Source organism: Paenarthrobacter sp. NPDC089322, assembly GCF_040684895.1.
Taxonomy (GTDB): Bacteria; Actinomycetota; Actinomycetes; order Actinomycetales; family Micrococcaceae; genus Arthrobacter.
This window is the reverse complement of the sequence record NZ_JBFBGW010000008.1, coordinates 80,138-101,377: the sequence shown is the minus strand read 5'-3', so window position 1 is coordinate 101,377 and position 21,240 is coordinate 80,138. Positions and strand designations below refer to the sequence as shown.

Below are 21,240 nucleotides of genomic sequence, written 5' to 3'. Positions count from 1 at the left end.
CAGCGAGAATCCCGCGGAGCCAGTGCCGGCGACGCCCATGACAGGAGCATCGAAGTGAAGAGAACCAAAGGACGGTCGAACGTCGCCGTCATTGCCGCAGCAACCCTCGCCGTCGCAATGCTCTCAGCCTGCACGCCCGACGACGGGGCGGATAGCGGTTCCGGCCCCGACGGCAGCGTCGAGGCCATCACCGTGTGGACTGCGGACACTCTTCCGGACAGGGTGGCCAAGACCGAGGCCATTATTGAAAAGTTCACTGCAGCTACCGGCGTCAAGGTGGACCTCGTGGGGGTACCGGAGGACCAGTTCAACCAGGTCCTGACATCCTCGGCCGCCGCAGGTGATCTTCCGGACGTCATAGGTTCCATTTCCCTGGCTCAGGTGCGAACGCTATCAGCCAATGATTTTGTGGACACCGATACCAATGCGGCAGTCATCAAGGCTTTGGACGAAAAGACCTTCTCGCCCCGCTCCCTTGAGTTGACCCGCGACGGCGAAAAGCAGTTGGCTGTTCCGGACGCGTCGTGGCAGCAGCTGCTTTACTACCGCAAGGATCTCTTCGACAAAGCTGGAATCCCGGCCCCGAAGACCTATGACGACATCAAGGCTGCAGCGCAAAAGCTTGACTCGCCGCAACTTGCCGGCTTGGTTGCTGCAAATAAGCCTGGCGAGGCGTTCACCCAGCAAACGTTTGAGCACATAGCCCAGGGCAATGGCTGTGAGATGGTCAACAAAGAGGGAGACATAACCTTCGACAGCCCGGAGTGCGTTGAGTCGCTGGCCTTTTACCGGGACGTTCTGAAGGACTATTCCGCAGCGGGCGCGCAAGACGTGGACACCGTGCGCGCCAGCTACTTTGCCGGCCAGGCCGCGATGGCTATTTGGTCGACCTTCATCCTTGACGAAATGGCCGGACTGCGAAATGACGCAATGCCTACCTGCCCGGAGTGCGCGGCAGACCCTGCGTTTTTGGCCAAGAACACAGGTGTGGTGACAGGCATCCAGGGGCCGGATGGAGACCAGCCGGCCCAGTTTGGCGAAATTGTCTCCTGGACGGCAACCAAGGATTCCGCTTCGGACTCGGCCAGGAAGTTCATGGAGTACTTCATGAGTGACGGCTACGCTGACTGGCTCTCCATCGCTCCTGAGGGGCGCCTCCCGGTACGTTCGGGCACCGCGGCCAACCCCACGGAGTACTCGGACAAGTGGAAGACCATGCCTGCCGGCGTCGACAAAAAGGAGCCCTTGGGTGACTTCTACTCCGCTGAGGTCCTCTCGGTCCTGCAGTCGGGACCCGATGACTTGAAGCGCTGGGGCATCACGCAAGGACAGGGCGACCTCGTCGGAGCGGCGCTCGGAGAGTTGCCCATCGCGAAAGCTGTCAGTGACGTCACCTCCGGCGGTGTCGATCCCGAAACGGCAGCAAAGCAAGCGGCAGACTCACTGCGTTCCATCCAGGATTCGTTGAAGTGAGCCTCGTCGAGAAGAACGCTCCGGGAGAGCGGGCGGTTACGGCCGGCGCTCTCCCGGGCGCTCGCGCCAAGCGATCCCGCATGGCGCGTGAGGAGCAACGTGCAGGCCTGACGCTGCTTTCCCCAACCCTGATCCTGGTGTTGGTCATGGTCGTCCTTCCGATTCTGTGGACCCTGGTGCTGGCCTTCCAACGCGTGCGGATCCTGAATATCCGCACGGCCGGAATTTTTGGTCCGTACACCCTCGACAACTTCGACAATGTGTTTTCAAGCAGCTTTTTCCAGTCCCTGGGGACCACGCTTGCCTACTCCGTGTTCGGAACCGCGGGAGCAATCGGGGTGGGACTTATCGCTGCATTGGCGTTGCGGAAGCCGTTCAAAGGCCGCACGCTGGTCCGCGCTTCCATGCTGATACCTTATGTTTCGCCGATCGTGGCAGTGACCTTCACGTGGACCACATTGCTTGATCCGCAGTTCGGGCTGCTTAACCACTGGGGCAAGGCGATCTTTGGGTGGGAAGAGTCCATCCCCTTCCTCAGCGAACGCTCGCGCGAGGTCTCCTTTCTGGGATTGGACTTCAACGTTCCCACGGCGCTGATAGCCATCATCCTGTTTGAAGTTTGGCGATCGTTCCCGTTCGCCTTCCTCTTCATCACGGCCAGGCTCCACGCTGTGCCTGAGAGCTTGGAAGAAGCAGCGAGAGTGGACGGCGCTACGCCCATCCAGCGCTTTGGCTTCATTCTGCTTCCCCAACTCCTGCCGACCATTGCAATGCTTTCCGTCTTGCGTTTCATCTGGACGTTCAACAGCTTCGATGACATCTACCTGCTCACTGGGGGCGGAGCCGGAACGGAAGTCGTGTCCGTAGCAGTGTTCAACTACCTGACGGCTCGGGGCGATATCGGTGCAGCTTCAGCGCAGGCACTGGTCCTCGCCCTGATCTTGGGCCTGTTCGTAGGAATCTACATCCGGTTCTTCGCCAAGAAAGAGGAGGTTTAAGTGATGACAGCCCCGGTAGCCACCAAGCGCCAAGCATCGCCATTGCCGAATCGGCCTGTCTCCCGCTGGAGTCGGGATGTTGTCGAGAACAAGATTTTCGGCGGCCTCCGCTGGGTAGTCATCGCCGGCTTGTTGCTCGTGACCCTCTTCCCGTTCTACTACATGGTTATTTTGTCCATGAAGCCTTTGGACGCGCTCTTACGAGATCCTGGCTCGCTGGTCATACCCTTCAATGAGCTGGATCTTGGGGCTTACCTCAGTATTTTGACGCCTCAGGCTGACGGCGGGCAAGGCTTCCTCCAGTTCATGGGCAACAGCGCAATTGTGGCCGTCGGTACGGTGTTGATCTCCTTGATCGTGGCCATTCCGGGCTCTTACGCCATCAGCCGGTTGGACTTCTTCGGTCGTCGGCAAGTCAGCGCCCTGTTCCTTGCCGTCTATCTATTTCCCAGCATCCTGTTGGCAATCCCCTTGTTCACCTTCTTTACGCGTGCGGGACTTCGCGGACAACTGGTAGCACTACTGATCGTTTACGTTGCCCAGGTCATTCCCGTGACCATCTACATGCTGCGCAATTACTTCGATACGATCCCCACCAGCTTGGAGGAAGCGGCAGCCTTGGATGGTTGCAGCCGGTTGGGCACTTTGTTCCGGATCAGCCTGCCGCTGGCCATGCCCGCCATCATCTCGAACGCTTTGTTTGTTTTCATGATCGCGTGGAATGAGTTCTTGTTCGCGCTGCTCTTCCTCGTGAACTCGAGGGACAGTTGGACTGTGTCGCTTGGTCTGTCCCAACTGGCCGGCAGCATCGAGGTTCCCACCACCGTGCTGATGGCAGGCTCCGTGGTGCTGACACTTCCCATCATCGTCATCTTCTTCGCCTCGGAGCGACTCCTTACCGAGGGGCTGACAGCCGGGGCGGAGAAGGGATGACGATGCCGGACCTTGAGACGACTTGGTCCATGGCCAAGGTAGTCCGCGACATGATGGAGTCGCACTGGCGAGCGGACCTCGGATACTCCGTGCCCAACCCAGCCACGTACCCACATCTGTGGCTATGGGACTCGTGTTTTCACGCCGTTATTTGGGCGCTTCTTGGCGACGTCCGCGCTGCCCGGGAACTCGAGGCAGTACTCACGGGCCAGCTCGCCGGTGGAATGGTGCCGCATATGCGCTACGGAGCAGCAGGGCCGGACACGTGGCTCGGTCCTTTGGAGAAGACGTCTTCACTGACGCAGCCGCCAATGTTCGGCCATGCAGTGCGCGTGGTCATGGAAGCCGGAATCACGGTCGCACCATCCGTGCTGGCCAAGGCGAAGGCGGGGCTCGACTGGCTCTGGGATAACAGGAGAACCAAGGATGGGCTCATCTACGTTGTCCATCCCTGGGAAGCGGGTAATGACCACTCGCCACGTTGGGACAGTTGGGGTGCTCCCGGCCCCACAAAAGATGGCTACGACAGGCAAGCCAGGACGGCGTGGAACAAGGATCGGATGAGGGACGTCAGCTTCGGTCCGGATGGTTCGGGAGTCTGGTCATCCGCATTTGTGGTCTGTCCGGCGGCGTTCAACGCCTACACAGCCTTCAATTTCCGCGAGCTGGCCGCCGTCACTGAAGACCAACGGCTTGAGGCCAAGGCTGCCGAATTGGCTGACAGCATGGATGCGTTTTTGTGGAACGAAGATGAGCGACTCTGGTCCGATCTCGCCGTAGTGGGCGGAGGAGCGTCTGCCAGCATACCGATCAGTGACGGTGTGATGGGCGCGCTGGTCACGGCCGACGCTGTGAAGGCACAGGCGGCACTGCAGCAACTGGACGATCCTTCCAGGTTCCACGCTCCCTTTGGCCCTTCCAACGTGGTGAGAGCGCACGTCGCCTACCAGCCGGACATGTACTGGCGGGGCCCGGCATGGCCTCCCCTGAACTATCTCTTCACCCTGGCGGCGCAGCGTCATGGCATGGAAGGAACGGTGCAAAGGCTCAAGAAGGCCACGGCGGCCGGCGTTGCAGCAAGCGGGTTCGCAGAGTACTGGAACCCCGAAGTCGGGCGGGGCCTGGGAGCCGTTCCCCAGAGCTGGGCGGGCCTCGTCATCGGAATGCAGTAGGGGCAGCATGCACCACTGCGTCCGCAATGCACGCATGGCCGGAGTCGTTGGGATGGACCGTATCCGTTGCCAGCATCGAAGAAGGCTGCCACCCCATGGCCTCCACAACCCTGGCGTTCCCATAGCGCGCGACGACGCGCCGGAGTTCCTCGTTGTAAGTGTCTATGAGGAGATTCGAACCTCGGTTGTGCGGGGCGTGGCGGCTGAAGTCGAGGAGGTGCGGCTGAGCGACCACAAAAACGCGGGCAAGGGGCGCCGTGGTGCCCAAGGCGGTGAGGATGGTGTCCAAAGCCCCTGAGTACAGGCCAAAGGACGAGCTGGAGTCTCCGCCGAGCCGAAGATCGTTGAGGCCCGTCATCAGGATGTATGCGGACGCCACGGGTGGCGGCGCGGACTGCAGCAAGGAAACAGTCTCGGTGCTGCTGCTTCCGCCTACCGCGCGATTGTCCAACGCCAAACCCCATCGCCGGGACACAATGGCCGCCAACGAGGCACCAGGGAAGGAAGCACCGTCCCCGGCCACCCAGGAATGCCCATAACAGACCAGCTTTTTCATCGAATGCCAACCCTTTCCCTTGTTGCTTCCCCTGCACTGCACCGAGGTGCAGCAGGGGCGATCAGTTTCCCCTTCGCGAACGGAAGAGAATGAATCCCACCAGCTACTACAACAAATTCCCCACAATCGTCGTCCCCGGACAGCCTGGGGCGTGGTCGGGTGAAGACGCATGGCACGAGCTCTCCCGTGCCGGCAGCAAACCGATTGTTGTGGACACCTACCCGGGCGCGGACGTGGAAGGCCTTCAGGCTTTCATTGAGGAGGTACTTCCGGATCACAGGGTGGTGAACGTTGAGGAAGCCGGGGCTCGGGACATCTCTGAAATTGATGCTCTCATCGCGGCGAACCTGACCGATGACCGGGTCTTCGGCGTCATGAGCCATCACACTCTGCCGGACTTCTACCACCAGGAGAAGCTGGAGGAGATCGCGAGGGAAGTAGCCGTAGCGGGTCCCCGCACGGTGTTGCTTGGCTGGGGCGCTGCCTTGGTGCCTCTCGCTGACCGGGTTCTCGTCCTGGCTGACATGGCTCGCTGGGAGCTGCAGCAACGTCAGCGGGCAGGTGCCCCCAACTGGCGATGCGATAACGGGAACGATGACAACCTTCGTAAGTACAAGAGGAGCTTCTTTGTTGAGTGGCGCGTAGCCGACCGCCACAAGCGCCAGCTGATGCCCGACGTCGACTATGTCCTGGACACCAACCGGAGCGTGCGGGAAGCCAAACTCATAACAGGGGACGCTTTCCATCGGGGCATGGAGGCTGCGGCGGCCGCGCCGTTCCGGGTGGTGCCCTTCTTCGATCCGGGCGTTTGGGGTGGCCAATGGATGAGGAAGGTCTTTGGACTGGACAGCGATCAAGACAACTTTGCCTGGTGCTTCGATTGCGTGCCCGAGGAAAACAGCGTGCTCCTGGATGTCGGCGGAGAGATTGTGGAACTTCCCGCGCTGGACGTGGTCTTCGCTCAGCCTGTGGCACTCTTGGGTGCCAAGACTTTTGCCAGGTTCGGTGCTGAGTTTCCCATCCGCTTCGACATGCTTGACACCATGGGCGGCGGCAATTTGTCCCTGCAGGTCCATCCGTTGACCGACTACATCCAGGACCGGTTTGGAATGACCTACACCCAGGACGAGAGCTACTACCTGATGGATTGCTCCGAAAACGCCGTGGTGTACTTGGGACTCAAGACCGGGACGGAACCTGCCGCCATGATTGCGGCTCTTCAAGAAGCGTCCGACGGCGGAACTCCGTTTCCCGCGGAGCGTTACGTTAACGCGTTTCCCGCCAGGAAACACGACCATTTCTCCATACCGGCGGGCACAGTGCACTGCTCCGGTGCCGATTCGATGGTGTTGGAAATTTCTGCGACGCCGTACATCTTCACGTTCAAAATGTGGGACTGGGACCGGTTGGGTTTGGACGGTCTCCCACGCCCTGTCCATGTGGACCACGCGAGCCGCAACATCCAGTGGGACCGCAACACGGACTGGGCAGAAAAGGAACTCCTCCACCAAGTGGAGCCAGTCGGATCCGGGCCCGGATGGAGTGAAGAGCGGACCGGACTGCATGAGCTCGAGTTCATTGAGGTCCGTAGGCACTGGTTCACCGACGTCGTCCGGCACGACACCAACGGTACGGTCAACGTCCTGAACCTGGTGGAGGGCGAAGAGGCAGTGGTGGAAAGCCCGGAAGGCAAGTTCGCACCCTTTGTTGTCCATTACGCCGAGACTTTCATCGTCCCGGCGTCTGTGGGTGCTTACACCATCCGTCCCTGGGGCCGTGGACCCACCCAACGGCTTGCCACAGTCAAGGCGTATGTTCGCGGGACCGCGACCGGCCTGCCAGCCGCAATTGTGGGCGCGTAGCTGACAGCCGGTCATGGCGTACGGGCTGCCCAGATAGCCGCACCCACGAGGCTTGCCTCTTCGGAACCGTCGAATCTGACGACTGGAAGCTGACGCAAGCCCGCCTCCGCCAAGGTGAGCCCTTGCCGCAGGGCTGGCTCCAGGATGTCCCATGACGCCGTCATGGACCCTCCAACGAGGAGTTCCTGAGCCCCAAATTCGTTGATGTAGGGACCTATTGCAGCGCCGAGGGAAACGAAGGCATGCTCCCACACTGCGGTGGCTACGGAGTCTCCTCCCCGGGCCAACCGTGCGATGTTGTGGACATCGGGCATGTCGCGGCATTCGGCGGCCTGCCTGTCATCAGCATGGCGGGCGATGAGTCCCGAGGACGCAGCGTAAGCCCGGCGAATCGCACGCCTGGATGCAGTTTCCTCCAACGGACGCCCCTGGAACCCGATGCGGTGGCAATGTCCGTCAGGAGGAACACCTGGTCCGGCCGTAACAGGCAGGCCGCCCTCGAGAAAGGAGGAACCTATGCCTGTTCCCAAGGTGATGCACACTGTTCGTCCGGCCATGGCTGACCTGGAGGGGGTTCGGCTGTGGGCGCCGGCCCCAATCCCGAATGCGTGAGCATCGTTCAGGAAGACCATGGCCATCGGCGTGTGATCGAGGCGCGCAGTCAATTCGGCACGAACATCAATGCCACGCAGATTCTCGAACTTGCCAACGTGCTGGTACTGTCCAACTCCGCGCCGGTAATCGAACGGCCCCGGCAAGGCTATTCCCCACCTGCCTGTGTGCTCATTTCCCAAGGCATTTGCAGCTGAGGCGAAAGCTGCCAGGAGGTTGTCAGCGGACCCCTGCGCATCAAGGGAATTGCGCACCACACTGCCAGCCAAGACATGCCAACACCGGGTTACCGGCCCATGGGCGGGCCGGCGTACCAAGGCAGCGGTGACGTGTGTTCCGCCGATTTCCAGGACCGGCACCGCTGTTGGCTCAGCCAGCCACACAACCATGGCTTTACCTCCCGCCGTTGCGCACTTCATCAACCCATACCTGACGGTGTTCCTTGGCTGAGAGGGCGGCGGCTTCCACAATTTCCTGGATGATGAGGGCGCGTTCCACGTCTACGGTAGGGGGAGTTCCATGACGCACGGCCTCGGCGAATTCCCGGCGAAGCGCCGGCCAGCATTCGCTGTGATCCATGCCCCGCGTGCTGTACTCAAGGCTTCCAACGGGCGAATGGACGTTCAAGGTAGTAGTTGCCGACGGCCCTGTCACAGAACCAGAGAGCACTGCCTGGCTCGTGGCACCGTCGGCATGGTGTGTTGTTAGAGCAGTGTAGGTATTGGTGCCGTCGGTGCGCACGGCAACCACGGGACCGGCTGCAAGCTCCATGAGGTCCAACAGGTGAGGGCCAAGATCGTAGAGCGCGCCGTACTCGCTTCGCCACCCATTTCTCTCCTTGCCGGTCAGGAATCCGGCCTCCAGGAACCCGCCATGCAGGTATGTGCCGGTTACTCCGGCCACCGGTCCCTTGGCTCGAAGATCCGCGACGGCGGTGACGAACTGCCGGGTGCGGGCGTGGTAGCGCTTGGTCAGGACGACGGCGTTGGCCGATCCGTTGCGCCTTATCGCATCGGCAACCCTGGTGGCTTGTGCCAGTGAAACACCGAGTGGTTTCTCCAGAAGCAAGCCCAGACCGGCGTCGGCCGCCTGCGGTGCAAGGTCAGCTTGAACAGTTGGCGGGACGGCAAAGTCCACGGCCTCGCTGCAAGCAAGGAGTTCCTCGTAGGAGTCGAAAGCGCAAACGCCGAATTCCTTGGCGAGCCGGGCGGCGTTGTGCCTGCTTCCTGGGGACCAGATTCCTGTGAGCCGGGTTTCGGCCCCCGCCGCGTGCAGCGGGGCGTGCATGGTTGCGGCCCATTGCCCGGCTCCCACGAGCCCGATTTTTACCGGAGTGGGTTCCTGGGAGGCGGCACGCGCGGAAAGTTCAGGGCTCATGGATCGACGCTATTCCAACTTATGCATAATGTCTATACAGAATCTGACTAGAAATAGTGCTAATGTCGATTACATCACATTTTTGACAACCTAAGGACCGATGCGAAGTGTCACGCTTCCTCAGAATCGCTGCGCCGCACACCGTGGACATCGTGGACGCCCCCTCACCAGCGCTCGATAACGGACAAGTACGGGTACGGACGCTCTACTCCGGGATTTCCGCCGGAACTGAAATGACGGCCTATCGGGGAACCAACCCCTACCTCACGTCGTCCTGGAACCCGTCAACCCGGCTGTTTGAAGCGGGGCAAAGCGGTCTCAACTATCCCTTGGACGCTTGGGGCTACTCGGAAGTCGGCGAGGTTGTTGAGATAGCGCCCGCCTTGTCGCCTGGGAGCGGCACCCCTCCTGTGAAACCGGGCGACATCGTGTGGGGCGTCTGGGGGCACCGGGAGGAAGGCGTGTTGACTGCGGAGGCTCTTCGCGGCCACGTGCTTCCGGCCGGAATGGATCCCCTTGCCGGAGCATTCGTCCGGGTTGGAGCAATAGCCCTCAACGCAGTGCTGGCCGCGGACCTAGGGCCTGGGTCAACCGTGGCAATTTTCGGCCAAGGCGTCATTGGGTTGCTCGCTACCAGATTCGCCGTGTTGAACGGTGCCAAAGTCATCACGGTGGATGGCATCGACAACCGCCGGCAACGTTCCTTGGAATGGGGTGCTGCGCATTCCCTTGCGCCGTCGGAGATGTTGGCCGCCCACATTCGGGAGCTGACGGACGGTGGAGGGACCGACGTCGCAATTGAACTCAGCGGCAATTACAAGGGGCTGCACGAAGCCACGCGTGCGGTGGGCCCGGACGGCACAGTGGTGGCGGCGGGCTTCTACCAAGGAGGAGCCGAAGGGGTCTTTTTCGGTGAGGAGTTCCACCACAACCGTGTGCAGCTTCTTGCTTCGCAAATTGGATCGGTTCCCAACCGGCTCCGGCCGCGCTGGACTGTCGACCGCATCCAGGACACCGTAGTTGACCTCCTGTCCGGCGGAATGGTGGACGTACCTTCGCTGGTAACACACAAGTTTCCTTTGGCTGGCTCTGCTGATGCCTATCGGTTGCTGGATACGCAGCCCGGCTCGGCCCTTCAGGTCGTATTGGAGTTCTCATGACACTGATCACCGTTCAGGAACAACACCTTCCCGGGAACTCCCTGGAGGAAAAGTTCGAGCAGGCACTGGCGTGGGGCTTCGATGGAATCGAGTTGCGCTCCCGCGGTGACTTCCACTTTGCCGGCAGGCTGGGGGACCTGAAGAGGGCCCATGCCGCCGGCGTGGTGATGCCGACGGCCTGCGTGGACATGACCCACTTCATTGGTGCCTTCGATGAATCGCTCAGGGAGGACGCGGTACGGCAACTGAAGTCCCAGATCAGCGTCATGGCGGATATCGGTGGCCGTGGCGTGATGACGCCGGCGTCCTACGGAATGTTTTCCAAACGCCTCCCACCGTTCGTTCCTCCGCGCACGGAGGAAGAGGATACCGCGGTGCTTGTTGAGGCACTCACGACGCTGGGTGAGCATGCCGCATCGGAAGGCGTAGAGATCTATCTTGAGCCCCTGAACCGCTACGAAGACCACATGATTAACCGGCTTGCAGATGGCATCCGGCTGTTGGGGTTGGTTGGGCTGCCTTCTGTACGTCTTGCTCCGGACACTTATCACATGAACATTGAAGAAAGTGATCCGGCGGCGGCACTGCAGGAGGCCGTAGTTCACGTCGGGCACATCCAGGCCAGTGACTCGAACCGGCTGGAACCTGGTGCCGGCAATATCGATTGGGCCCTCTTTGGGGCCACCCTGAAATCCATCGGTTATGAGGGAACAGTGGCCGTCGAGTCCCGCCTTTCCGGACCGGCCGAGGAAGTGCTGCCGCGGGTGCCCTCGCTCTTGGGGCGGTATCTGTAGTGGCGGGCAGGGATGGCGGGCTTGCGGATGACATCGACATGATCACGCCCGCGGTGGCAACCGCCCGTGCCACGGCTGTCCTCGAAGCCAATTGGAGGAGGAGCCACACGCTGCCTGCCTCCGGGCTCTACCCGCACCAGTGGAGCTGGGACTCATCGTTCATTGCCGTCGGCCTCAGCCTCTTGTCTCCCAGGCGGGCGGGCCAGGAGATGGATGCCCTTTTCGCTGGCCAGTGGCCGGATGGTCGGTTGCCGCAGATTATTTTCGATCCCCATCGGGACGAAGACTATGCACCGGGTGCTGCCTTTTGGCAGTCCACCAGTCTGGAAGGCGCTCCCGCGAAAGTGGAGACGGCCGGATTCGTCCAGCCGCCCAACCACGCCTGGGCCGTATGGAAGATCCACCAAGCAGATCCAGGTGAGTCCCGCCGTCGGGCCTTCCTTGAGCGCAGTTATCCCAAACTCCTGGCATGGCACAACTACTTGGTGGAACGCCGCAACCGCGGCGGGTCCGGACTGGCGTGCATCGTCCATCCATGGGAGTCCGGAACAGACAACTCGCCGCTGTGGGATTCCGCCATGCAGCGCATCCCTACGGATTGTCGGACACCGTTACACCGCCCGGACCTTCAGCATGCAGACGCGGGGGAGCGCCCCAGCCAGAAGGAGTACGCGAAGTACTTCTGGCTGGCTGAGCGGTACCGGGACCACCGATGCGACGACGTCGATCCCAACTACCCGTTCCTCCTTGAAGACCCGCTATTCAACACACTGTGGGCACTTTCTGAGTACGCTTTGGCTGACATCGCCCAGGACTTGGGCTTCCCGTCGAGTGTCCACGTGCAGCGCGCGCAGTCCCTTGTAGCCGCATTGGATGAGCTGTTCATCCCGGAATTGGGTTGCTACGCGGCCAGGGACGCCACGGACGGAACACTTGTACGCAAGGCCACTATCAACGGCCTTATCCCGTTGCTGCTGCCTGGAAACTCCCGGGCGGGAAACCTTCTTGATACTCTTACCGGCCCACGCTTCATGGGCTCGGGTGCCGTGATGGTGCCCAGCTATGACGCGACAGCCAGCGACCATGATCCTGCGTTGTATTGGCGTGGCCCAGCGTGGTTCAACATGTCCTGGATGATCGCTGAGGCGCTGGATGGCCTCGGCCGAACGGACGAAGCGAAGGCCCTGCGAAACAACATCTGGCTCCTCGCCGCCTCCCACGATTTCCCGGAGTACGTGGACCCCTGGACGGGAGCTGCACACGGGACCCGCAAATTCAGCTGGACTGCCGCGCTGGCGTTGGAAGCTGCAACCGATCGGAGCATGCAATGACCAGCACGGCCCCACCCTCAGCAGTGTCAGTTCTCGTCGCCCGCGGGGCAATGATGCGCGGCCCCGCAGACGGTGGGATCGGCAGCCGCGACTTGCCCGGCGTCGGAACGGAAGGGCTGTACGTAGGTGACACGCGGATCCTGTCACGGTGGTTGTTGGAGATCGACGAAGCCAGCTTGTGGGCGGTGGGAAACCTTCGCGAACCAGGAAGCCGGACCACGGCGCTGGTTCCCATGTCAGAGAGGAATCAAACCCACAGCATCCTTGCAGTGCGAAAGCAGGAACTGGCTGCGTCGGGTCTGACCGAGACAGTTGAGATCCGCAACCTGGGACGGGAAGCCGCCGCAGTTCAGGTGGTTCTGAGGGCAGGGACTGACTTCGCGGACCAGTTCGCCCTGAGAACGGACGGTAGGCAGTTCGACCTCGCTGGAGCCGCAGCCCGTGTGGAGATCTTCGATGACCAGACCGTCACTATGCGGTACTCGCACACGCTCAATGAACTCACCTTCCAAGCCGGCGTACATCTCGTGGGGAGCCCGGTGCCCAAGGTTTTGGAGGACGATCCAGGCGAGCGGTTCGTGGGTGTCGTGATGACATGGAGCCTGACGATACCCGCAGGGGAGAGCCACAAACTGGTTATCAGCGCAACCGTTGAAGACGCACCCCCGCGCCTGGCAGAGCCGTTACGGGTTGAGACGGCCGGGAATGGCACCAGCGCTTTGGGGCTGCAAAGCCGTAAGGACCTCGACTCCCTGCTGATGCCGTGCCCTGCTCTGCCCGGTCTCACCATACCTGCGGCGGGCCTGCCTTGGTTCCTTACGTTGTTCGGCAGGGACTCCCTTCTAACGTCGATGCTGGCACGCAAGGAACGTCCCGGATTGCTGGGCGATGTCCTTCGGGCGCTCGCGGCCACGCAGGGCACGGTCCACCATGCCCAACGCCTCGAACAGCCCGGAAAAATCGTTCATGAGGTGCGGGTGAGTGAACTGGCCCATCTTGGTGCCGTTCCATACTCGCGATACTACGGAACCGTTGATTCCACCGCGTTGTTCCTCATGGCACTTGGACATGTGGATGATCCAAAGTTGCTTCGCGAGCTTGAGCCTGCGGCACGGGCCGCGGTCGGCTGGATCTGTGAACAGAGTGGCCTGGAAACTACGGGTTTCGTCCGCTACACCCCCGATCCCAACGGCCTGCTCCACCAGGGGTGGAAGGACTCCTTTGACGCCGTTGCAGGGGCGGACGGTCGTGAACCCGTTGGCTCCATAGCACTGGCCGAAGTACAGGGCTATACGTGGCGCGGACTTCACGAATGTGCCCTCATAGCCGCTGAATTCTGGGACGACAACGGCTGGGCGAGAAAGCTGTCCAGGGTTGCGGATGACCTCCGAAAGAGGTTCCGCGAGGCCTTCTGGATGGAAAGGCATAACTTCCCGGCGATGGCCCTGGATGGGAACAACGATCAGGTTGATGCCTTGGCCTCCAATGCCGGGCATCTCCTCTGGGCTGGAATTCTGGATGAAGACGATGCCTGCGCCGTGACAACACGGCTCATGGCGGACGACTTTTTCACCGGTTGGGGGATCCGGACGTTGGCCGCGGGACAGCACTACTATCACCCGATGTCGTACCACAACGGCTCAGTCTGGCCGCACGACACGATGCTGGCGGCTGAGGGAATGGCAGCGTACGGGTTCATGCATGAGGCGAGCAGGATTGCCGATGGCATGCGGGAAGCGGCAGGACACTTCGGAAACTCCCTGCCTGAGCTCTTTGGTGGCTTTTCCAAGGCAGATTTTGCCACGCCCTTGAAGTATCACCATGCAGGGTCGCCACAGGCTTGGGCAGCGGCCGCAGGCCTGTCGGCGGATCGGCTTTCTTCCCCGAACCGGGACTCTCTCTAGAAGCCATCGGCAACCGGAAAACCCAGAGGGAAAGTAGATGGATCACCCCCAATTGCTTGCACCGGGACAGCCAGGAGAGGTTGTCTTTTGGCAGCCGGTGGACGACTGGACCGGATTGAAGGGTCTCACCATAGAGGTCCATCAACGGGGCTTCGTCATGGACCGCGGCATTGTTGATGCGGTGACGCCCGACGGGCTGGTCTTGTGGCTCGCTTTCGAGGGCGCCGTGGAGCGTCGGATAGTGGAGAAAGCGGCCGGAGTGTATGCCCGCGTCCTCCCGTGAGTGTCATTGATCCCGCAGGTCCAATACATGCCAGGCATTGATCGGTCAGGCCGTGTCAGGCTGAACCGCCGGCCACCAGCAGGACTGAGTTGACGATGGTGACGATGGCGAAGAGCACAGCGAGTCGTCCCTTGGACGCGCCGAGTGCTTTGCGGGCACATCCCACGTAGATGGCAGCTCCCACGGCGCCGAACAGGATGCGGAGCCAGGCCTGGCCGAGGAGGCCGATGGCGTCGGGCTGCAGGAACAGGCCCATGACGAGCACAGTGAGCATGAACGGAATCTGGCCCAGGAGCACCCACAACCAACTGGTCCGCAGGGTGGGAGACTGTCCCCTGACAATGCCCTTGTAGATGAGCCTGAGGACCAAGGCCTGCAGGAAGGAGGCAAGAATGCTCCAAACGATCACCCCGACCCGCAGGAACGTGAGCAGCACTTCCTCGCTGGAGAACTCGTTGTACTCCGCATTCTCAGCCACCAGCCGGTCAAGTCCGGACCCCACAGCAACCTGGGCTGCGGCGGTGTAGGCCAGCAGGAGGCAGATGATCCACACCGGGTTGATCTTTTTCACCGCCGGCGGTGAGGGCTGGTTGGAGGTTGCGGGGTACGCGGGGGTCATTGCTTACCTTTCCAGTTGTGCATGTTCGGCCCACTCGGCCAGGGCCGCCAGAACGTAGAAAACGATGGGTGCAGCCAGGACGCCACGCAGCATCGCAACCAGCCGGCGCCAACTGTATTCCTTCCGGACCACCCCAAGCAGGGCAGGCCACAGGACACGCGCGCCTTGGATGGTGAGTGCCCACGCGACGATCTCCAGGGGGACGTGGACCACGGTCAACGCCATGGTCTGCTGGATACCCGCTGAGGCGGCACTGCCTACCAGGCCCATGCCCAGCCAAAAGCCGTTCAGGATCATCATCACCGTGGCACCGTACTGCGTCAGGAAGAGTGCCAGGAGGGCCAGGGCAGTGTTGTGAAGAAAGATACCGTGGGCCGTCACCGTGGTTGCGTCGGTGCCCGAATCCCAGCGGAACAGCGACGCGAACCCTGCACCACAGACCAAGGCCACGAAGATCTTCAGCAGGTCCACGCCCAGGTGGGGAAAGCGGGCACGCAGGGTGCCGAAGAAGGATGCACGCGGGGTGCTGCGGCCCAGGACAGTGTTCACTGCCGTGCCCCTGTCCGGTTCAACTCAACAGCCTGGTCGCCGCGGATCAGGAGATCGTAATCCGTCCAATGCTCATCCTCGTGGGTTGCCACGATGACCAACCGGCTTTGGCCCGCTTCACGGATGATGGTGCGCGCGGTTCCGGAAGCCTCGTGGTCCAGTCCGTTTAAGGGCTCATCCAGAAGCAGCACGTCGACCTGCCGGAGAGCCAACGCCACAGTGAGGGCCAGCCGTTGCCTCTGTCCGAGGGAGAGGTCGCTGACTTTGGTGGCCAGCATCTGCTCCGTCAGGAGTTGGTGGCCGCGTTCCCCCGGCGCATCTCCCGTCAGCGGACGCACCATATCCAGGAGTTCGCCTGCCGTCAGATAGTCGAGCGTCAGGTAATCGGTGTCCAGGTAGACCGCCGTGTAGTCCTTCCTCCACCCCTGTATCTCTTGGCAGGACGTGGCAATGACGCCGCCCAGCAGCTTGAGCAGGGTTGTCTTGCCGGAGCCGTTGGGTCCCCTGAGTGCCACGACTCCATTGTCGGGGAGCTCAAGGGAAGTGCCGTTGAAGATCACGTGCTCGCCAAAAGCGTGGTCTACACGGGCCAGGGATTTCATGCTTCTTCCGTTTCTGTCGCCGATAGTTCACGCAACCACGCGGGCGCGTCGGTGAAGACGATGGCCGTCAGCAGGACGGCCACCAGCACCAAGGCGCCGGCTGCCATGCCGAGCCAGGGATTTTCCGTGGGCACGGGTGTCACGGCGCCAAGGATGCCTGAAAAGACGACTGCCACACCGGCGCAGAGCGCCGCCCCCAGGCCGACTTTGGATTTCTGTGCCAATTGCTGGATGTGGGACGCAGGCAGAACCGCTGTCCGCCGCTGGGTGATGAGGGCATCAATACTGGTCTCGAGAATGAAGAGTGAACCCAGCAAAAGTGCCGCCTGGAGGTAACCATTGATAAACAAGAAAAGCATCAATACCAGAATAAGTGGAATTACCATCGCCACTGATGTGAGCAGGCTGCGGAAAAGCAGGGGCCGAATGTGGTCCGGTGCCAAACGGACAAGAAAAAGGCCATAACCCAAGGCTTCAGGAGATGATATCCGCGAAAAAGACGAGCGGAACATCACCAGGCCAAGGAAGAATAATGCAATGGAAACAAAAGGGGCAGTCCATGGCCAAAGTGTCACTTCCATGATGGGCAAAGCGGCACCCGCCAGGAGGAATACACCACCGGATTTGGCGCTGAGGTCAATCAGTAACCCGCGGGATCGAAGGGCGTAGGTGTGCGCCGTTGATTTGTAGCACGCGGGGGTAAGGACCGCGACTGCGGCCGTACCAGCCGCCACCAGCAGTACTTGAGGCAATACACCGGCGCCGAGGCCGCCTGCTTCAGCGAGCCAAGGGGCGCGGAGGAGGCTCGTCGCCAGCGCAGCCGCCCCTGTCATCGCGGAAGCAACCCCAAGTAGAAGGGCCGGGCGGGTCCCGATCGGGGACACGGCCAGTACCAGGGAAGTCACCACGCTGCCCGCGGCAAGGACGTTGCCGGGCTCGAACCAACGGAGGTTCTGCACAACAAGCATGACGGCGAGTCCGGCGTCCAGCAGGATCAGGCCGCTCCTCATTCCGGCTTCCAACGGCGCTGAAACGGCGGCCCAGCTGCGGTGGGCGCGGGTAAAGCGTCGGCGCGACTGCAGGAGGGCCACCGCCAGGAGTACCGCCGCAAGGCTGGCAAGTTCCGGCGTCGTGAACGGGACACCCAGCGGAGTCAGTCCCTCACGCCCGGGGGTCCACAGCAGCCCTGCGAGGATAACCAGGAGTGTCAGCATGTGGCCGGCCACCACGAAACCGTTGACCGTGGCGGCACGTGCGGTGAAGCCCAGGCTCTTGAGCAGGTCCTGGAACCGGTGGGATTTCCGCCGGAATTCATTGGTGAACGTCGCTTTGCACCCGAAGAGGGCCACAGTGCCGGCACGGGCACGCCGCTGGACGGCGGCGGGTGAAGTCATTGTGGCCCTCTCTGGGTTATGTGGCGCGGATCAGCGGTTTACCAAGCGACGAACTGCTTCAGGGCCCACTTCTTGGCGAGTCCGAAGATCAGCCCTGCAAGCGCCGTTCCGATGCCGAAGGAAGCCACGATTGCAGCCGCCGCGGCAGCCCAGGAGAGGGCGTTCAAGGCAAAGTACAGGTTGGTTGCCAGGCCGGATGAAATACCCAGCGTAGCAACAGCCTGGAAAGCCACGGACAAGGTCGCAAAGAAGGCCAAGGTGACGCCTCCAATTTTCGCCACCTGGGCCGGAGTGCGACCGAAAATGCGCTTACCGCCATCAACAGTAGTTGACATGAGAATGCCCTTTCAATTTTGGTCCAACAAGGGACATGAATGTGATGAGTCGGTTATTCAAAGCCCGAAAAATATTCCGGTCATGGACAACCCTGAATGAGCGTTCCCGAAGAAAGTCGGGAAGTCAAGTCAAGGAAAGCGGGTTGCGGCGGCGGGTGTTTGCGCTACGATACTCCTGTTTCATAAAACGTCTTGATCGACTCAGGGGGAGAGTCCATGATGAATCCTGCATGCCGTCTGCGCACAGGTCACTACGCCATTCAGGCGAAATTCAAGCCACCATTCCGGATCGCCGAGTCCTGCTGTCCGTCGCATTTCCTGCAGCCCTGAGGTCCCGTTAACGACCGTAGCCACCTGCCCCAAGGAGAGCGCCGGGGGCTGGTGGCTACGGTGGGCGGCTGTTGGCCGCGAACTAACCGAAACGCTGCGCAGAAGTTGCAGGCAAGTGGTTCCTAGGCGGAAGCAAGGTCCTTGTCGCGGCCGCCGAACACTGCGTCATCAATGGGCTGGCCGTCGAACGGCATTTCATCCAGGTTGATGAGCGGGTTGGTGTCCTGTGTCGCCACGAGTTCGCGTGCCTCGGCCTGGGTGTCGACGCTTGGCATGGAGCCAGGCAGTGGACGCTTGGCCGATTCACGCAGGAAGTAGATGGCAATCGCACCAACGATGGATGTTGCCATCAGATAGTACGCCGGCATCATGTCATCGCCTGTGCCCGCAATGAGTCCCTGCACGATGAACGGAGTGGTTCCGCCGAAGATCGCAACAGAGAAGTTGTAGGCAATCCCCATTCCGCCGTAACGGCTGGAGGTCGGGAACAGAGCCGGCAACGCGGAAGCGAGGTTGGCGACGTAGAACGTCACGGGGAACGCGACCAAGGCAAGGCCGGCCAGCGTGGACCAGACGTCGCCGATACCGATGAGCATGAACGCCGGAACAGCGAACAGGATGGTGCTGCCTGCGCCGATCCACAGCACCGGACGGCGGCCGGTCCGGTCGGACAACTTACCGGTCAGCGGGATACAGAGCGCCATGATCACCAAAACGGGAATGGTCAGCAGGGTGCCGTGGACGGGGTCGTAGCCCTTGGAATCCGTGAGGTACGTGGGCATGTAGGAGGTCAATGCATAGCCCACGGTGTTGGCTGCCGCTGCGAGAATCATGGCGAGCACAATCTGGCGCCAGTAGGCCTTGATGATGCCAACGGGGCCCTTGGCGACGGCACTGTCCTGTGCAGCGGCGTCCTTCGCAAGGGCTTCCTGCGCGTCCAGGGTTGCCTGGAACTGCGGGGATTCCTCGATCTTGCTACGGAAGTACACGGCGACCAGGCCAAGCGGTCCTGCGATGAGGAACGGAATCCTCCAGCCCCATTCCTCCATGGCGCCCTGTCCGAGGGTGAGCTGCAGGACGGACACAAGGGCGGCGCCGAGCGCAAAGCCGATGTAGCTGCCCATGTCCAGGAAACTGGCAAAGTAGCCGCGGCGCTTGTCCGGGGCGTACTCGCTTACGAAGGTTGTGGCACCGGCATACTCGCCGCCCGTGGAGAAGCCCTGGATGAGCTTCAGGAGCACCAGCAGCGCGGCGGCCCAGATGCCGATCTGCGCGTAGCCGGGCAAAAGTCCGACGGCGAACGTACTTGCCGCCATCAGCATCAGTGTCGCTGCGAGCACCTTCTGGCGGCCCACTTTGTCACCGAGCCAGCCGAAGACGACGCCGCCCAAGGGGCGGGCGATGAAGGTGGCAGCGAAGGTGCCGAGAAGGAACAGTGTCTGAACGGACTTGTCTGCTTCGGGGAGGAAGACAGGGCCCATGGTGGTAATGAGGTAGCCGAACACGCCGACGTCGTACCATTCCATGGTGTTGCCGACGATCGTGCCGCCAAGTGCTTTCTTCAGCATCGGCTGGTCCACCACGTTCACGTCGGATTCCTTCAACCGGCGCTTGGTGCGGAGCTTCGTTTTCTTGGTCTTTAGTGCGTTCGCAGCGGCCTCGGTGTGGGCTGCTGCTACCTGTATTCCGGCGGCGTTCCTTGCGCCATCCGGAGAGACGGTGTTGCTTGGGTCTATGGGCATTTGGGCTTCTCCTAGGGAGGTCATTTGCTTGCGACTTCTGCTGCCCCGCTCCGGGCAGGGTTTCAATTTTACGGGGTTTGGGCCGAAAACCCGAGTTGAGATCCGATTTTTGGGCAGTTTAAGGGTGCAAATTGCCTAGTTGTGGGGGATCTCATTGCTTGGTTTTGCCCTGTCATCACGCGGAAGTTGCCCTCGGGTGCGCCTTGTTACCAAATTGTTTGGTTATGCCCACGAAACATGAGCGTTTCGGGGCGAACGCCTTACGAATCGAGGTTCATCGACGTAGCTGGCCAAGTACCACCGTGGCGTCCAGGTCCTCGTCCCTCACGATCCGTGTCGCCAGGCCAAAATGCTGCAGTAGGAGCGACGTCTCCGACGCCTGCGCCGCGGAGGTTTCGACCACCAGTGATCCACCCGGCGCCAGCCAATCAGCCGCGTGCTCCGCAACCCGGCGTTGGACATCCAAACCGTCAGTACCGCCGTCGAGCGCCACCAACGGTTCGTGCAGCCGCGCCTCCGGCGGCATCATCCCGATCGCCCGCGTCGGCACATACGGTGCGTTGGCCAGCACAATGTCCACCCGACCCTGGAGTTGGCGGGGGAGGGCGTGGTAAAGGTCGCCGGCAAAAACCCGGCCCCCTCGGGGCTCCACGTTGCGGCGCGCGCAATCGACCGCCGCGGGATCGATATCCGTCGCGTAGAGTTCGCAACTCGCCAGGAAGTCGCTGAGCGCAGCCCCGATAACGCCCGAGCCACAGCAAAGATCGACGACGACGGCACCCGGTTTAGCGATCATCGCCGCCTGGCGCACAAGGAACTCCGTGCGACGTCGTGGAACGAAAACCCCGCGCCGGATGACCATACGGCTCCCGCAGAAGTCCACCCAACCGAGGATGTGTTCGAGGGGCAGCCCATTGACCCGCTGTTCCACCATGCGGTCAAGCTCGTCCGGTGTGTGGGCGGCGTCGAGAAGGAGCCGGGCTTCGTCTTCGGCGAAAACGCAGCCAGCGGAACGGAGGGTACTGACAATCGAGGATCCCTCGGGCATCCTCGCATGCTAGCAAAGCCGTCCCGCCGAGGGGTTCACAAATGCGCCGGGTCTTGGCTAGGGTATGACGCATGGGAACACTGATTTTTGAGTAGACCGGCCTTCGCCGCGTCTCCACATCACAAAAATCCACGCCTGTAGAGGCCTTGCCTCCATGCCGTTCCCG

The 21,240-nt window shown here is 61.5% G+C and carries 20 protein-coding genes; 10 read left to right on the top strand and 10 right to left on the bottom strand.

Going from position 1 to position 21,240, the window contains the following annotated elements; genetic code table 11:
- The first annotated feature begins 54 nt into the window (after positions 1 to 54).
- The 4 genes from AB0N65_RS10750 to AB0N65_RS10735 are packed head-to-tail and all read left to right on the top strand — an operon-like array spanning position 55 to position 4,576.
- Positions 55 to 1,473 (top strand): extracellular solute-binding protein, encoded by a 1,419-nt coding sequence (locus tag AB0N65_RS10750; RefSeq protein WP_364160943.1) that lies wholly within the window; start codon positions 55 to 57, stop codon positions 1,471 to 1,473.
- On the top strand, positions 1,470 to 2,471 hold the full coding sequence (locus AB0N65_RS10745) for a sugar ABC transporter permease (RefSeq protein WP_364160941.1): 1,002 nt from the start codon (positions 1,470 to 1,472) through the stop codon (positions 2,469 to 2,471). The genes AB0N65_RS10750 and AB0N65_RS10745 overlap by 4 nt, the downstream gene beginning before the upstream one ends.
- 3 nt (positions 2,472 to 2,474) lie before the next feature.
- Positions 2,475 to 3,404, top strand: a complete 930-nt coding sequence (locus AB0N65_RS10740) for a carbohydrate ABC transporter permease (protein ID WP_364161039.1) — start codon at positions 2,475 to 2,477, stop codon at positions 3,402 to 3,404.
- Positions 3,401 to 4,576, top strand: coding sequence for a hypothetical protein (locus AB0N65_RS10735; RefSeq protein ID WP_364160939.1), 1,176 nt, complete (start codon positions 3,401 to 3,403; stop codon positions 4,574 to 4,576). The genes AB0N65_RS10740 and AB0N65_RS10735 overlap by 4 nt, the downstream gene beginning before the upstream one ends.
- Here the strand turns inward: AB0N65_RS10735 and AB0N65_RS10730 are convergent.
- On the bottom strand, positions 4,560 to 5,132 hold the full coding sequence (locus tag AB0N65_RS10730) for an SGNH/GDSL hydrolase family protein (protein ID WP_364160937.1): 573 nt from the start codon (positions 5,130 to 5,132) through the stop codon (positions 4,560 to 4,562). The genes AB0N65_RS10735 and AB0N65_RS10730 overlap by 17 nt on opposite strands.
- A gap of 89 nt (positions 5,133 to 5,221) precedes the next feature.
- On the opposite strand from AB0N65_RS10730, the gene AB0N65_RS10725 reads away from it, so the two are divergent.
- Entirely contained in the window at positions 5,222 to 6,994 is a 1,773-nt protein-coding gene (locus AB0N65_RS10725; RefSeq protein WP_364160935.1) for a class I mannose-6-phosphate isomerase, read from the top strand.
- Between the two features lie 11 nt (positions 6,995 to 7,005).
- On the opposite strand, the gene AB0N65_RS10720 is transcribed toward AB0N65_RS10725, so the two are convergent.
- On the bottom strand, positions 7,006 to 8,025 hold the full coding sequence (locus AB0N65_RS10720; RefSeq protein ID WP_364160933.1) for an ROK family protein: 1,020 nt from the start codon (positions 8,023 to 8,025) through the stop codon (positions 7,006 to 7,008).
- The gene (locus AB0N65_RS10715; RefSeq protein WP_364160931.1) at positions 8,000 to 8,983 is read right to left on the bottom strand and encodes a Gfo/Idh/MocA family oxidoreductase; all 984 of its coding nucleotides are present in this window, start codon (positions 8,981 to 8,983) and stop codon (positions 8,000 to 8,002) included. The genes AB0N65_RS10720 and AB0N65_RS10715 overlap by 26 nt, the downstream gene beginning before the upstream one ends.
- A 107-nt stretch (positions 8,984 to 9,090) precedes the next feature.
- On the opposite strand from AB0N65_RS10715, the gene AB0N65_RS10710 reads away from it, so the two are divergent.
- Genes AB0N65_RS10710 through AB0N65_RS10690 form a run of 5 tightly spaced genes read left to right on the top strand, consistent with a single transcriptional unit; the run spans position 9,091 to position 14,455 of the window.
- A complete protein-coding gene (locus AB0N65_RS10710) occupies positions 9,091 to 10,143 on the top strand; it encodes a zinc-binding alcohol dehydrogenase (RefSeq protein ID WP_364160929.1) in 1,053 nt (350 codons plus the stop codon).
- Positions 10,140 to 10,937, top strand: a complete 798-nt coding sequence (locus tag AB0N65_RS10705; protein ID WP_364160927.1) for a sugar phosphate isomerase/epimerase family protein — start codon at positions 10,140 to 10,142, stop codon at positions 10,935 to 10,937. The genes AB0N65_RS10710 and AB0N65_RS10705 overlap by 4 nt, the downstream gene beginning before the upstream one ends.
- Positions 10,937 to 12,268, top strand: coding sequence for a hypothetical protein (locus tag AB0N65_RS10700; RefSeq protein ID WP_364160925.1), 1,332 nt, complete (start codon positions 10,937 to 10,939; stop codon positions 12,266 to 12,268). Before AB0N65_RS10705 ends, AB0N65_RS10700 begins: the two co-directional genes overlap by 1 nt.
- Complete coding sequence (locus tag AB0N65_RS10695; protein ID WP_364160923.1) at positions 12,265 to 14,172, top strand: glycogen debranching N-terminal domain-containing protein; 1,908 nt, start codon at positions 12,265 to 12,267, stop codon at positions 14,170 to 14,172. The genes AB0N65_RS10700 and AB0N65_RS10695 overlap by 4 nt, the downstream gene beginning before the upstream one ends.
- A gap of 37 nt (positions 14,173 to 14,209) precedes the next feature.
- Entirely contained in the window at positions 14,210 to 14,455 is a 246-nt protein-coding gene (locus AB0N65_RS10690; RefSeq protein WP_364160921.1) for a hypothetical protein, read from the top strand.
- A 55-nt stretch (positions 14,456 to 14,510) separates the two neighbouring features.
- On the opposite strand, the gene AB0N65_RS10685 is transcribed toward AB0N65_RS10690, so the two are convergent.
- The 7 genes from AB0N65_RS10685 to AB0N65_RS10655 all read right to left on the bottom strand — a co-directional run bounded on the left by AB0N65_RS10685 (position 14,511) and on the right by AB0N65_RS10655 (position 21,074).
- Entirely contained in the window at positions 14,511 to 15,074 is a 564-nt protein-coding gene (locus tag AB0N65_RS10685; RefSeq protein WP_364160919.1) for a hypothetical protein, read from the bottom strand.
- 3 nt (positions 15,075 to 15,077) lie between these two features.
- Positions 15,078 to 15,623, bottom strand: a complete 546-nt coding sequence (locus AB0N65_RS10680; protein WP_364160917.1) for a hypothetical protein — start codon at positions 15,621 to 15,623, stop codon at positions 15,078 to 15,080.
- The gene (locus AB0N65_RS10675) at positions 15,620 to 16,225 is read right to left on the bottom strand and encodes an ATP-binding cassette domain-containing protein (protein WP_364160915.1); all 606 of its coding nucleotides are present in this window, start codon (positions 16,223 to 16,225) and stop codon (positions 15,620 to 15,622) included. The genes AB0N65_RS10680 and AB0N65_RS10675 overlap by 4 nt, the downstream gene beginning before the upstream one ends.
- On the bottom strand, positions 16,222 to 17,619 hold the full coding sequence (locus AB0N65_RS10670; RefSeq protein WP_364160913.1) for a hypothetical protein: 1,398 nt from the start codon (positions 17,617 to 17,619) through the stop codon (positions 16,222 to 16,224). Before AB0N65_RS10670 ends, AB0N65_RS10675 begins: the two co-directional genes overlap by 4 nt.
- Positions 17,620 to 17,657: 38 nt before the next feature.
- Entirely contained in the window at positions 17,658 to 17,954 is a 297-nt protein-coding gene (locus AB0N65_RS10665; protein ID WP_364160911.1) for a hypothetical protein, read from the bottom strand.
- Between the two features lie 452 nt (positions 17,955 to 18,406).
- Complete coding sequence (locus AB0N65_RS10660) at positions 18,407 to 20,026, bottom strand: MFS transporter (RefSeq protein ID WP_364160909.1); 1,620 nt, start codon at positions 20,024 to 20,026, stop codon at positions 18,407 to 18,409.
- Positions 20,027 to 20,300: 274 nt separating this feature from the next.
- Positions 20,301 to 21,074 carry a putative protein N(5)-glutamine methyltransferase gene (locus AB0N65_RS10655; protein ID WP_364160907.1) on the bottom strand — a complete coding sequence of 258 codons (774 nt, stop codon included), beginning with the start codon at positions 21,072 to 21,074 and terminating at the stop codon, positions 20,301 to 20,303.
- Positions 21,075 to 21,240: the final 166 nt, after the last annotated feature.